Annotated in this window: 9 protein-coding genes; 2 read left to right on the forward strand and 7 right to left on the reverse strand. The window is 67.2% G+C overall.

Translation table 11 applies throughout. The features are described from left to right. Window positions 1–483: 483 nt before the first annotated feature. The 6 genes from prpD to BDK63_RS17580 form a co-directional block, all read right to left on the reverse strand. Window positions 484–1,965 carry a 2-methylcitrate dehydratase gene (prpD, locus tag BDK63_RS17555; RefSeq protein ID WP_183334346.1) on the reverse strand — a complete coding sequence of 494 codons (1,482 nt, stop codon included), beginning with the start codon at window positions 1,963–1,965 and terminating at the stop codon, window positions 484–486. Window positions 1,966–2,098: 133 nt separating this feature from the next. After that, window positions 2,099–3,289 carry a 2-methylaconitate cis-trans isomerase PrpF gene (gene prpF, locus BDK63_RS17560; protein ID WP_183334347.1) on the reverse strand — a complete coding sequence of 397 codons (1,191 nt, stop codon included), beginning with the start codon at window positions 3,287–3,289 and terminating at the stop codon, window positions 2,099–2,101. 242 nt (window positions 3,290–3,531) lie between these two features. Then, entirely contained in the window at window positions 3,532–6,147 is a 2,616-nt protein-coding gene (gene acnD, locus BDK63_RS17565; protein ID WP_183334348.1) for a Fe/S-dependent 2-methylisocitrate dehydratase AcnD, read from the reverse strand. Window positions 6,148–6,232: 85 nt separating this feature from the next. Further along, window positions 6,233–7,360 carry a bifunctional 2-methylcitrate synthase/citrate synthase gene (prpC, locus tag BDK63_RS17570; protein WP_183334349.1) on the reverse strand — a complete coding sequence of 376 codons (1,128 nt, stop codon included), beginning with the start codon at window positions 7,358–7,360 and terminating at the stop codon, window positions 6,233–6,235. Window positions 7,361–7,401: 41 nt separating this feature from the next. Next, entirely contained in the window at window positions 7,402–8,292 is an 891-nt protein-coding gene (prpB, locus tag BDK63_RS17575) for a methylisocitrate lyase (RefSeq protein WP_183334350.1), read from the reverse strand. Between the two features lie 31 nt (window positions 8,293–8,323). Beyond that, window positions 8,324–9,034: a GntR family transcriptional regulator gene (locus tag BDK63_RS17580; RefSeq protein WP_183334351.1), complete on the reverse strand. Its 711-nt coding sequence runs from the start codon at window positions 9,032–9,034 to the stop codon at window positions 8,324–8,326. Window positions 9,035–9,262: 228 nt separating this feature from the next. Between BDK63_RS17580 and pabB the strand changes: the two genes are divergently transcribed. Beyond that, window positions 9,263–10,648 (forward strand): aminodeoxychorismate synthase component I, encoded by a 1,386-nt coding sequence (pabB, locus tag BDK63_RS17585; RefSeq protein WP_183334352.1) that lies wholly within the window; start codon window positions 9,263–9,265, stop codon window positions 10,646–10,648. A gap of 110 nt (window positions 10,649–10,758) precedes the next feature. Then, window positions 10,759–11,490, forward strand: coding sequence for a phosphoadenylyl-sulfate reductase (locus tag BDK63_RS17590; RefSeq protein ID WP_183334353.1), 732 nt, complete (start codon window positions 10,759–10,761; stop codon window positions 11,488–11,490). Window positions 11,491–11,552: 62 nt separating this feature from the next. Here BDK63_RS17590 and cysB read toward each other — a convergent pair whose 3' ends face one another. Next, entirely contained in the window at window positions 11,553–12,524 is a 972-nt protein-coding gene (gene cysB, locus BDK63_RS17595; protein ID WP_183334354.1) for an HTH-type transcriptional regulator CysB, read from the reverse strand. Window positions 12,525–12,760: the final 236 nt, after the last annotated feature.

The raw sequence follows: 12,760 nt of genomic DNA on the forward strand, positions 1-12,760 counted from the left end.
GCGGAGCGTCTCGCTTGCTGTCGTGGCCGCGGATCCATGATCCGGCGGGCCTCGCCAGCGCCCTGCGAGGAAGGCGTATTCTACCGATTCGCTTCGGCGTGTCAAGCAGGGGTCGGCGAAGCGAACTTGCCGTGGCTGCCGACCGCCCCACCCCGTCGAGGTGGCTGCGATTCGTGTGGGGCGCATTCTACCGAATCCGCGGTGACTGTCAAGCGAGGCGTTTTCGAAAACCCCAAGCAGAACAACCACTTCTCCCACCTTTCACCGCCTGCAACGTTGCCCGTCGCCGGCAGCGGATGCGTACTTTACGGTTTTCCCCCGAGGGGTGCAACCCCTTCCGCCAGAAAAATGTAGCCCAGCTTCAGCCACTCTGCCATGACCCGGGACAACTTTCTGTCGGCAGCCACGGTCCGGACATGCCAGGCCGGAGCGATTGGCCCGGGGCCCCTCGCCCGCGGTGCCCGGCAGCAGGTCCCGGGAGAGTCAGATCACGAAGAGGTCCATGAACCGATTGACCGGCGTCTCTTCCAGCCGCGCCTGGTCACGACACAGTTCGAGAATCCTCTCGCAGCGCCCGGGAGGGAACCGGGTGGCCAGGTGACGCCGGTACTTCTCCTCCAGGACCGGGACTCCCTCCTGTCGGCGGCGGCGGTGACCGATCGGGTACTCCACCGCCACCTGCTCGGTCGCGCTGCCATCGGTGAAGAACACCTGGATGGCATTGGCGATGGAGCGCTTCTCGGGGTCGAGGTAGTCCCGGGTATAGCCAGGCTCCTCGACGACCTCCATCCTGGCCCGCAGCGCATCGATCTCGGGATGGGCCGCATGGAAGTCGTCCTCGTAGTGCTCAGCGGTCAGCTCTCCGAAAATCAGCGGTACGGCCACCATGTACTGCAGGCAGTGGTCGCGATCTGCCGGGTTGGCCAGGTCTCCCTCCTTGGAGATGATCCGGATCGCCGACTCGTGGGTGGTGATGACGATACGTTCGACCTCGTCGAGACGCCTCGCCACATCGGGGTGCAGTGTAACGGCCGCTTCGCAGGCGGTCTGGGCATGGAACTCCGCCGGGAAGGCGAGCTTGAACAGGATGTTCTCCATCACGTAGCTGCCGAACTCACGCTGAAAGCGGAACCTGCGCTCCGGCTCGGGCTTGACGGACAGATCACGATTGGCGTGGCTGAACAGCACGTCGTAGAAGCCCCACTGGGGTGCCGTGAGGGCCCCGGGCACGCCCATCTCGCCGCGCAGGGCGATATCGGCCAGACGCACCGCTCGGGAGGTGGCGTCACCCGCCGCCCAGCTCTTGCGCGACCCGGCGTTGGGCGCGTGGCGATAGGTACGCAGACTCTGCCCGTCGACCCAGGCGTGGGAGAGCGCAGAGAGGAGCTGCTCGCGGTCGCCGCCGAGCATCCTGGCCGTCACCGCGGTGGATGCGACCTTGACCAGCACCACATGGTCGAGCCCGACCCGGTTGAAGCTGTTCTCCAGCGCCAGCACCCCCTGGATCTCGTGGGCCAGGATCATCGCCTCGAGCACGTCGCGCATGACCAGCGGCGCCTCGCCCATGGCCAGGCGCTTCTGGGAGAGGTGGTCGGCCACGGCCAGGATCGCCCCCAGGTTGTCCGAGGGGTGGCCCCACTCCGCCGCCAGCCAGGTGTCGTTGTAGTCGAGCCAGCGCACGATACAGCCGATGTCCCAGGCCGCCTTCACCGGGTCCAGGCGGAAGGAGGTTCCCGGTACCCGGGCGCCATGGGGCACCACGGTCCCTTCCACCAGGGGCCCCAGATGCTTGGTGCACTCCGGGAAGCGCAGCGCCAGCAGGCCGCAGCCCAGGGTATCCATCAGGCAGAGTCGGGCGGTGTTCCAGGCCTCGGCACTCTCGATGCGGGTGTTCAGCACATAGTCGGCGATCTTCTGCAGCTCGTCGTCGTAGGCCGGCCGCACATTGGCTTCCACGGTGCTCATCCTCTCCTCCTTCCGTATCCAGAGTGGCTACCCCCACTATAGAAGAGTGCCTGAGGCATGAAGAGAGGCGCCCCTGGCCATCTGGCCAGGGGCGCCTCTGTTTACGCGGCCTCGCCCCCAGGCGAGAGCAGGCTCAGAAGCTGTCGCCGGGTATCCGCACGAAGCCTTCCATCAGCACCCGGGCGCTGCGGCTCATTACCGCCTCGTCGATCACCCAGCGCCCCTCCGTCAGGCTCGCTTCGGCGCCGACGCGCAGCGAGCCGGAGGGGTGGCCGAAGGTGACGGCATTGCGCTTGCCACCGCCGGCGGCCAGGTTGACCAGGGTGCCCTCGATGGCAGCGGCGGAGGCGATCGCCACCGCTGCGGTGCCCATCATGGCATGGTGCAGCTTGCCCATGGAGAGCGCCCGCACCAGCAGGTCGATGGACTCGGGCTTCACCTCCTTGCCGCTGGAAGAGGTGTAGCTGGCCGGAGGCGCCACGAAGGCCACCTTGGGGGTGTGCTGACGGGAGGCCGCCTCGGCCACGTCCTTGATCAGGCCCATCTTCACCGCCCCGTGGGCGCGAATGGTCTCGAAGCGCGCCAGCGCCTCGGCGTCGCCGTTGATCGCCTCCTGCAGCTCGGTGCCGGTGTAGCCGAGTTCGGCGGCGTTGACGAAGACGGTAGGAATGCCGGCGTTGATCAGCGTCGCCTTGAGGGTGCCCCCCTCCACCACATCAGCCGGCACCTCGAGGTCATCGACCAGGTTGCCGGTGGGGAAGATTGCCCCCTCGCCGTCGGCGGGGTCCTTGAAGGCCACCGGCACCTCGGCCGCCGGGAAGGTCACGCCGTCCAGCTCGAAGTCGCCGGTCTCCTGTACCTGCCCATCGGTGATCGGCACCTGGCAGACGATGGTCTTGCCGATATTGACCTGCCAGATGCGCACCTCCACCACGCCGTTGTCGGGGATGCGCGCCGGGTCCACCAGGCCGTTGGCCACCGCAAAGGGCCCCACGGCAGCGGAGAGGTTGCCGCAGTTGCCGCTCCAGTCGACGAAGGCCTTGTCGATGGCGACCTGGCCGAAGAGATAGTCCACGTCGTGATCGGGACTCTTGCTCCTGGAGAGGATCACCGTCTTGCTGGTGCTGGAGGTGGCCCCACCCATGCCGTCGATCTGCTTCTGGTAGGGGTCGGGGCTGCCGATCACCCGCATCAGCAGGCGGTCGCGGGCCTCGCCGGGCACCTGGGCCGCCTCGGGCAGGTCGACGAGCCGGAAGAAGACGCCCTTGCTGGTGCCGCCGCGCATGTAGGTGGCGGGAATGCGAATCTGGGGAACATGTGCCATGAAAGAAGCTCCGGAGGGAACGCTGCCGCACCCGAAGGCGCGGCGGCAAAAAATGGTGAAGCTGCCTGAAGCAAGAAGCGCCGGGGACAGGCCAGAGAGGGGGTCCTGCGCCAGGGACGGCGTCGGTAGCGCCCAGGGAAGGGTTCACAGCGCCCCCTCGTCGGTCCGGCGCTCCGGGGCCTGTCGCCGGAGAAGCTTCGAGCTGCGTACATGACGGCGAGGCCTTGACCCCGCCGCCCGGCTCAGCTGACCGCGTCGGCCGAGGACTCCAGGAAGTCCTTGGCGAAACGCTGCAGCACGCCGCCGGCGGAGTAGACCGTCACCTCCTCCGCGGTATCCAGGCGGCAGGTCACCGGCACCCGGTCGACCTCACCGGTCTTGCGGTGGATGACCAGCTCCAGGGTGGCGCCCGGGGCCGCCTCGCCCTCCACGTCATAGGTCTCGGTGCCGTCGAGCTGCAGGGTGTGGCGGGTGGTGCCCTCCTGGAACTGCAGCGGCATCACGCCCATGCCGATCAGGTTGGTGCGGTGGATGCGCTCGAAGCCTTCCGCCACGATCGTCTCCACGCCGGCCAGGGCCACACCCTTGGCCGCCCAGTCCCGGGACGAGCCCTGGCCGTAGTCGGCACCGGCGATGATGATCAGCGGCTGCCTGCGGTTCATGTAGGTCTCGATGGCCTCCCACATGCGCATCACCTTGCCTTCCGGCTCGACCCGCGCCAGCGACCCCTGCACCACCTCGCCCTTCTCGTCCCGCACCATCTCGTTGAAGAGCTTGGGGTTGGCCAGGGTCGCCCGCTGGGCGGTGAGGTGGTCGCCGCGGTGGGTGGCGTAGGAATTGAAGTCCTCCTCCGGCAGGCCCATCTTGTGCAGGTACTCGCCCGCCGCGCTGTCCATCATGATGGCATTCGACGGCGACAGGTGGTCGGTGGTGATGTTGTCCGGCAGGATCGCCAGGGGCCGCATGCCCTTGAGCTCCCGCGCCGCGGCCATGGTGCCCTCCCAGTAGGGCGGACGGCGAATGTAGGTGCTCTGCGGGCGCCAGTCGTAGAGCGGGCTCTCGGCCTTCTCGAAGGCGTCCAGGTCGAACATCGGGATGTAGACCTGCTTGAACTGCTCCGGCTTGACGAACTCGCCGACGATGGCGTCGATCTCCTCGTCGGAGGGCCAGAGGTCCTTCAAGGTCACCGGATTGCCATCCTTGTCGGTGCCCAGCACGTCCTTCTCGATGTCGAAGCGCACGGTACCGGCGATGGCATAGGCCACCACCAGCGCCGGCGAGGCCAGGAAGGCCTGCTTGGCGTAGGGGTGGATGCGCCCGTCGAAGTTGCGGTTGCCGGAGAGCACGGCGGTGGCATAGAGATCGCGGTCGATGATCTCCTGCTGGATCTTCGGATCGAGCGCCCCGGACATGCCGTTGCAGGTGGTACAGGCGTAGGCCACGATCCCGAAGCCGAGCTTCTCCAGCTCCGGCAGCAGGCCCGACTCCTCGAGATACAGCCGCGCGACCTTGGAACCCGGGGCAAACGACGACTTCACCCAGGGCTTGCGAATCAGACCGAGTTCATTGGCCTTCTTGGCCAGCAGGCCGGCCCCTACCACGTTGCGCGGGTTGGAGGTGTTGGTGCAGCTGGTGATGGCGGCGATGATCACCGCGCCATCGGGCATATGACCCGCCTTCTCCTCCGCCTGGGCCTTGTAGTAGTCCACGGCGATGCCGCGCTCATGCAGGGCGCTGGTGGGCAGGCGGCGATGGGGGTTGGAGGGGCCGGCCAGGTTGCGCTCGACGCTGGAGAGGTCGAAGGTCAACACCCGCTCGTACTGAGCGTTGGTCAGGCTGTCGGCCCACAGGCCGGTCTGCCTGGCGTAGGTCTCCACCAGCTCGACCTGCTCCGGCTCGCGGCCGGTCAGCGTCAGGTAGTCGATGGTCTGCTCATCGATGTAGAACATCGCCGCGGTGGCGCCGTACTCCGGCGTCATGTTGGAGATGGTGGCGCGGTCACCGATGGTAAGGCTCTTGGCCCCCTCGCCGTAGAACTCGAGATACGCCCCCACCACGCGCTCGCGGCGCAGGAACTCGGTGATCGCCAGCACGATATCGGTGGCGGTGATGCCGGGCTTGGGCTTGCCGGTCAGCTCCACGCCAACGATGTCGGGCAGGCGCATCATGGAGGGGCGCCCCAGCATCACGGTCTCGGCCTCGAGGCCGCCGACGCCGATGGCGATGACGCCCAGGCAGTCGATGTGCGGGGTATGGCTGTCGGTGCCCACGCAGGTGTCGGGATAGGCCACGCCGTCGCGGGCCTGGACCACCGGCGACATCTTCTCCAGGTTGATCTGGTGCATGATGCCGTTGCCGGCGGGAATGACATCGACGTTCTCGAAGGCGGTCTTGGTCCACTCGATGAAGTGGAAGCGATCCTCGTTGCGACGATCCTCGATGGCGCGGTTCTTGTCGAAGGCATCCGGGTCGAAGCCGGCGTGCTCGACCGCCAGGGAGTGGTCGACGATCAATTGGGTCGGCACCACCGGGTTGACCTTGGCGGGGTCACCGCCCTGCTCGGCGATGGCGTCGCGCAGGCCGGCCAGGTCGACCAGCGCCGTCTGGCCGAGGATGTCGTGGCATACCACCCGGGCCGGGTACCAGGGGAAATCCAGGTCGCGGCGGCGCTCGACCAGCTGCTTGAGGGCATCGGTGAGCAGCTCCGGCTCGCAGCGACGCACCAGCTGCTCGGCGAGCACCCGGGAGGTGTAGGGAAGGGTGTCATAGGCACCGGGCTGGATCGCCTCGACGGCCGCACGCACGTCGAAGTAGTCCAGCTCGGTGCCGGGAAGCGGTTTGCGGTATTCGGTATTCATGGCGTGAGGGATCTCTTGCAGGCGTCGGGGCGAAGGGGAAGAAGGCCGGACGACCCGAGAAGGGTCGTCCGGGGGCGGCAATCGATCAGTCGCGCTGCTCGATGGGCACCCACTCGCTCTTCTCCGGGCCCACGTAGTCGGCGCTGGGGCGGATGATGCGGTTGTTGGCGCGCTGCTCGAAGACATGGGCACACCAGCCGGTGACGCGCGAGCAGACGAAGATCGGCGTGAACAGCTTGGTGGGGATATCCATGAAGTGGTAGGCGCTGGCGTGGAAGAAGTCGGCGTTGCAGAACAGCTTCTTCTCGCGCCACATCACCGCCTCGACGCGCTCCGAGACCGGGTAGAGCACGCTGTCGCCCACGTCCTCGGCCAGTTTCTTCGACCACTCCTTGATGATGGCGTTGCGCGGGTCGGACTCGCGATAGATCGCGTGGCCGAAGCCCATGATCTTGTCCTTGCGCTCGAGCATGGCCATGATCTCGCGCTCGGCCTCGTCGGCGGACTTCCAGTCCTCGATCATGTCCATGGCCGCCTCGTTGGCGCCGCCGTGCAGCGGGCCGCGCAGGGAGCCGATGGCACCGGTCACGCAGGAGTGCATGTCGGAGAGGGTCGAGGCACAGACGCGCGCGGTGAAGGTCGAAGCGTTGAACTCGTGCTCGGCATAGAGGATCAGCGAGACGTTCATCACCCGGGCGTGCAGCTCGGAAGCCGGCTCGCCGCGCAGCAGGTGCAGGAAGTGGCCGCCGACGGACTCGTCGTCGGTCTCGGTCTCGATGCGCACGCCGTCATGGCTGAAGCGGTACCAGTAGCAGATGATGGAGGGCAGCACGGCCAGCAGGCGGTCGGAGGCGTCCTGCTGCTCGTCGAAGCTCTGCTCGGTCTCCAGGTTACCCAGCATGGAGGCGCCGGTGCGCATCACGTCCATGGGGTGGGCGTCGGCGGGGATCTGCTCCAGCACGGTCCTGAGGGCCTGGGGCAGGCCGCGCAGGCCCTTGAGCTTGGTGATGTAGGCGTCGAGCTCGGCCCGGTTGGGCAGCTTGCCCTTGAGCAGCAGGTAGGCGACCTCCTCGAACTTCGCCTTCTCGGCCAGCTCCTTGATGTCGAAGCCGCGATAGGTCAGGCCGGAACCGGTCTTGCCGACGGTGCACAGGGCGGTGGTGCCGGCGCTCTGGCCGCGCAGGCCGGCGCCGCCGATGGCTTTCTCTGCCATGGTCTCTCTCCTCTCGATGTGTTTCTGTCGCAGGGCGCGCCTCAGGCGTCGCTGCCCTTCTCGGCAAACAGGGCATCAAGCTTCTGCTCGAAGCTGTGGTAGTTCAGGAAGTCGTAGAGCTCGTCGCGGGTCTGCATGAGATCGACCACGTCGCGCTGGTGGCCGCTCGCATGGATGCTCTGGTAGACCTTGAGGGCCGCGGCGTTCATGGCGCGGAAGGCCGACAGCGGGTAGAGCACCATGCGGCAGCCCACCTCGCCCAGCTCCTGCTGGGAGAACAGCGGCGTGGCGCCGAACTCGGTGATGTTGGCCAGGATCGGCGCGTCGACGCGCTCGCAGAACGCCTTGTAGTCGTCCAGGGTGTGCACCGCCTCGGCGAAGATGGCGTCTGCGCCGGCGTCGATGCAGGCCTGGGCGCGCTCGATGGCGGCATCCAGCCCGTCCTTCTGGAAGGCATCGGTGCGGGCGATCAGGTAGAAGTCCGGGTCGATGCGCGCATCGGCGGCGGCCTTGACGCGATCGACCATCTCCTGCTGGGAGACGATGGCCTTGTTGGGACGGTGGCCACAGCGCTTCTGGGCGACCTGGTCCTCGAGGTGCACGGCGGCGACGCCGGCACGCTGCATCTCCTTGACGGTGCGAGCGATGTTGAAGGCGCCACCCCAGCCGGTGTCGATATCCACCAGCAGCGGCACGTCGGTGGCGCCGCAGATGCGGTGGGCGTCCTCGACCACGTCGTTCATGGTGGTCATGCCGAGGTCCGGCAGGCCGAAGGAGGCGTTGGCCACACCGCCGCCGGAGAGATAGATGGCCTGGTGGCCCACGCGCTCGGCCATCATGGCGGTGTAGGCATTGATGGTGCCGACGATGGGCAGCGGGCGGTTGGCCTCGAGGGCGGCACGGAAACGCGCACCGGGGGTCTGCTGGGTCATGCTGGATCTCCTCATGTTGTCCGGGTCGGCCTCAGATGGTCGCCTCGGCTTCCTGCTTGAGAGTGGCGGCGTAGCGGTCGGCCACATTGGTCCGCGAGGCACTGACGTGTCGTCGCATCAGCAGTTCGGCCAGCTCGGCGTCGCCGGCCTCGATGGCATCGACGATCCGATGGTGCTCGACGAAGGCCCGCTGGGGGCGCGAGCCGCTGGCACTGAACTGGGTGCGATAGAGCCGCACCAGGTAGTAGAGGTCGTCGCAGAGCAGGGTCACCAGCATGCGGTTGTGGCTTCCCTGGACGATGCGATAGTGGAAGTCCAGGTCGCCCTCGCGCTGGTAGTAGGCCTCACCCTTCTTCAGGTCGGCCTGGCGCTCGTGCATCGCCAGCACCTCGCGCAGCCCGGCGATCTCCTGGGCGGTCATGTGCTCGGCGGCCAGGCGGGCGGCCATGCTCTCCAGCGCCTCGCGGACATCGAACAGCTCGAGCAGCTCCTTCATGGAAAGCTTCACGACGCGCGCCCCCACGTGGGGCACCCGCTCGATCAGGCGATGGGCCTCGAGGCGACGCATCGCCTCGCGCAGTGGTCCGCGGGAGATCCCGTAGGCCCGTGACAGCCCCGGCTCGGTGATCTTGCTGCCCGGCGCCAGCTCGCCGCGGACAATGGCGTCCTGAAGCTGCTGGAAGACTCGCTCGGCGAGGGTGCGAACCTCGGGCGATGCTGTTTCGGATGCGGCTGAGTTCATGGCAATTGTCGACAATCAAACGATGAAGGCACTTTAGTCACTGGCCGCCACCGGGTCAACAGGCCGTCATGCCGGATCCGCTTAACCTTTGGTTGTAGACAACCGGACGTCAAATGTCGCAGATGTCGACAATGCCGGGAGACCGTCGAGAAGGCCCTCCCGCGACCGGCAGGGACAAACGCGACCCGGCGCCCTAGAATGATGCGCCTGTTCAGGGAAGGCGCTTTGATGACACCACGACTCGAGATCACTCCCCTGCCATATCGGGCGGACCCGCTCGGCTACTTCGCCAGGCTGCGTTACCGCCCCGGCGCGGTGCTGCTCGACAGCGGCCGCCCGGTCGCGCCGGGCGGCCGCTACGACATCCTCTCAAGCGATCCCTTGAGCACGCTGGAGAGTCACGACCCGGGGGGCTCGTCTCCCGGCGGGGAGACCCCCTTCGCCGCCCAGCAACGGCTGCTCGACGGGCTGGACCTGTCGGTCCCCGACAGCGACCTGCCCTTCCTCGGCGGGCTGATCGGCTTCTGGAGCTATGACCTGGGCCGCGAGCTGGAGCCGGTCGGGCGGCGAGCCGCCTCCCGTGTCGCCCTGCCGACCAGCCGGGTCGGCCTGTATGACTGGGCCCTGATCCAGGACCACCATGAACGGGCGTCCTGGCTGGTCGCCACATCGGCGCGGCGCCGCCAGGTCCTGGCGTGGCTCGACGCGGCCGGTACGCCACCGGGCGGCTTTCGGCTCCGCGCGCCCTTTGCCGCGGAACTGAGCCGCGCCGCCTATCTCGAGCGCTTCGATGCGGTGCAGCGCTACATCCGCGCCGGCGACTGCTACCAGATCAACCTCGCTCAGCGCTTCAGCGCCCCCTACCGGGGCGACCTCTGGGCCGCCTACCTCCGCCTGCGCGAGGCGACGCCGACCCCCTTTGCCGGCTACATGGCCTGGCCCGCGGAACGCGGCGAACAGGCGATCCTCTCGGTCTCCCCCGAACGCTTCCTGAGCTGCCGGGAGGGCCGGGTGGAGGCCCGACCGATCAAGGGCACCCGCCCACGCGGGGCCACCCGCGACGAGGATCGCCAACTGGCCGCCGAGCTGGAGGCGAGCCTCAAGGACCGGGCCGAGAACGTGATGATCGTCGATCTGCTGCGCAACGACCTGGGACGGGTCTGCCGGGTCGGCAGCGTCCGCGTGCCGCAGCTGTGCGGCCTGGAGAGCTATGCCAACGTCCATCACCTGGTCAGCGTGATCACCGGCGAGCTGGACGCCGACCGGCGCCCCCTGGACCTGCTGGCGGCCTCGTTTCCCGGAGGGTCCATCACCGGGGCACCCAAGGTGCGGGCCATGCAGATCATCGACGCCCTGGAGCCCAGCCGACGCAGCGTCTACTGCGGGAGCCTGGGCTATGTGGATGTGCGTGGCCGGATGGATACCTCGATCGCCATCCGGACCGCCGTGGCAGACCGGGAGCGGCTGCACCTGTGGGGGGGCGGCGGCGTGGTGGCCGACTCTCGCGGCGAGGCGGAGTATCGGGAGACCCTGGACAAGATCCGCCACCTGATGGCCGCCCTGGGCGCGCCCCTCGCCGATCCGCCTTTAGGGGAGGAGGATCAAGAGCTATAAGAATCACGACAACCATTCCTTCAGGGAATAATAAGAACCCAACCAATCGATATTGGGGCGAGGGGCACCGCCTTTGCTAGGGTAGTGCGCTCCACAGCACGGGAGGCGCCATGACGACCTTCGACCCCAACCGTTTCGTCCTCGAACACGACCAGGCCACGCCCAAGGAGATCCTGCGGGCCGCCTACCAGGCCTTCGGCGAGCTGACCCTCTCCTTCTCCGGCGCCGAAGACGTGGTGCTGGTCGACCTGGCGCTCAAGGTCGCGCCGAAGGACGCGGTCCACGTCTTCGCCCTGGATACCGGACGCCTGCATCCCGAGACCTATGCCTTCATCGAGCGGATCCGCGAGCACTACCACATCGAGATCGACGTGCGCTTCCCCGACCGCGAGGCCGTCGAGGCCCTGGTCCGGAAGAAGGGGCTCTTCAGCTTCTACCGTGATGGCCACCAGGAGTGCTGCGGCATCCGCAAGGTCGGGCCCCTGCGTGAGCGGCTGGCCGGCCTGCCGATGTGGGTCACCGGCCAGCGCCGCGACCAGAGCCCGGGCACCCGCTCCTCCCTGCAGATCGCCGAGCGGGACACCGCCTTCGGCAGCGAGGCGTCGCCGCTCTTCAAGATCAACCCGCTCACCCACTGGTCGAGCGAGGAGGTCTGGACCCATATCCGGATGTTCGACGTGCCCTACAACCCCCTTCACGAGCGCGGTTTCGTGAGCCTCGGCTGCGAACCCTGCACCCGCCCCACCCTGCCGGGCCAGCACGAGCGCGAGGGGCGCTGGTGGTGGGAGGACCAGGCCGGCAAGGAGTGTGGCCTGCACGCCGCCAACCTGGCGACACGCTGACCTCCATGACACGACAAGGGCGCCCCGCGGGGCGCCCTTGTCGTGTGCGGCCACGAATACACTCAGCGCACCGGCAAGGCAATCTCGTTGAACAGCCCCTGCTCGTGGCGGGGCCCGGCGGCCAGGGCGGCATCGACCAGGTCGCGGTCGAGGTGGTCGGCAAATCCCTTGAGGAAATCGTACATGTAGCCGCGCATGAAGGTGCCCCGGCGGATGCCGATCTTGGTGGTGGAACTCTCGAACAGGTGCCCTGCGTCCAGCGCTACCAGGTCGCTGTCGTGCTGGGGATCCACCGCCATGTGGGCGACGATGCCCACTCCCATGCCCAGGCGCACGTAGGTCTTGATCACGTCGGCATCGGCGGCGGTCAGCACCACGTTGGGCGTGAGCCCCCGGGCACGGAAGGCGTCGTCGAGCTGCGAACGGCCGGTGAAGCCGAAGACGTAGGTCACCAGCGGATAGCGAGCGAGCGCTTCCAGGGTGAGCTCGCCCTCCTCCGCCAGGGGGTGCCCCTGGGGCACCAGGATGCAGCGGTTCCAGCGGTAGCAGGGCAGCAGCACCAGGTCGTTGAAGAGTTCCAGCGACTCGGTGGCGATGGCGAAGTCGGCCTGGCCGTCGCTGACCATCTGGGCGATCTGCTTGGGCGTGCCCTGCTGCATGTGCAGCGCGACATCGGGATACTTGCGAGTGAAGTCGCTGATCACCGGCGGCAGGGCATAGCGTGCCTGCGTATGGGTGGTGGCAATGGACAGGCTGCCGCGACGTTCGTCGCTGAACTCCTGGGCCACCTCCTTGATGTTGTCGGTCAACCTGAGCACCTGGCCGGCCAGTTCGACGATGGCCTTGCCGGCGGGCGTCACGCGGGTAAGGTGCTTGCCGCTGCGGGCAAAGATCTCGACACCGAGCTCGTCCTCGAGCAGCCGAATCTGCTTGGAGATGCCGGGCTGTGAGGTGAAGAGGCTCTGGGCGGTGGCCGACACGTTGAGGTTGTGGCGGGTGACTTCCCAGATATAGCGCAGCTGCTGCAGTTTCATGGTGGATTCGGCTCCCTGGACACTCTGGCAGGCGGTAGCCACGATGGGCGCTGGCGAGGCCAATTTGAAATAAAGAATATTTATCTAATCACTTTATAGCATATCAGAAGCGCCCGCGTCTCTACCTCGGGGGGGCCGGAATGAACTGGTCTAATTGGAGCGGACACCCCGGTAAGCCTCATACTGGAGGCATTGGAGGTGTTCATGACCAAGAAGACGCGACGTCGGTACTCCGA

The sequence above is a fragment of the Halomonas campaniensis genome, assembly GCF_014193375.1.
Lineage (GTDB): Bacteria > Pseudomonadota > Gammaproteobacteria > Pseudomonadales > Halomonadaceae > Halomonas > Halomonas campaniensis.

What these genes read in the sequence shown, in the direction of transcription:
- pabB (WP_183334352.1), top strand. Translation starts at nt 9,263, where the DNA reads ATGACACCACGACTCGAGATCACTCCCCTGCCATATCGGGCGGACCCG.
- prpC (WP_183334349.1), bottom strand. Translation starts at nt 7,360, where the DNA reads ATGGCAGAGAAAGCCATCGGCGGCGCCGGCCTGCGCGGCCAGAGCGCC.
- prpB (WP_183334350.1), bottom strand. Translation starts at nt 8,292, where the DNA reads ATGACCCAGCAGACCCCCGGTGCGCGTTTCCGTGCCGCCCTCGAGGCC.
- prpD (WP_183334346.1), bottom strand. Translation starts at nt 1,965, where the DNA reads ATGAGCACCGTGGAAGCCAATGTGCGGCCGGCCTACGACGACGAGCTG.
- prpF (WP_183334347.1), bottom strand. Translation starts at nt 3,289, where the DNA reads ATGGCACATGTTCCCCAGATTCGCATTCCCGCCACCTACATGCGCGGC.
- cysB (WP_183334354.1), bottom strand. Translation starts at nt 12,524, where the DNA reads ATGAAACTGCAGCAGCTGCGCTATATCTGGGAAGTCACCCGCCACAAC.
- BDK63_RS17580 (WP_183334351.1), bottom strand. Translation starts at nt 9,034, where the DNA reads ATGAACTCAGCCGCATCCGAAACAGCATCGCCCGAGGTTCGCACCCTC.
- acnD (WP_183334348.1), bottom strand. Translation starts at nt 6,147, where the DNA reads ATGAATACCGAATACCGCAAACCGCTTCCCGGCACCGAGCTGGACTAC.
- BDK63_RS17590 (WP_183334353.1), top strand. Translation starts at nt 10,759, where the DNA reads ATGACGACCTTCGACCCCAACCGTTTCGTCCTCGAACACGACCAGGCC.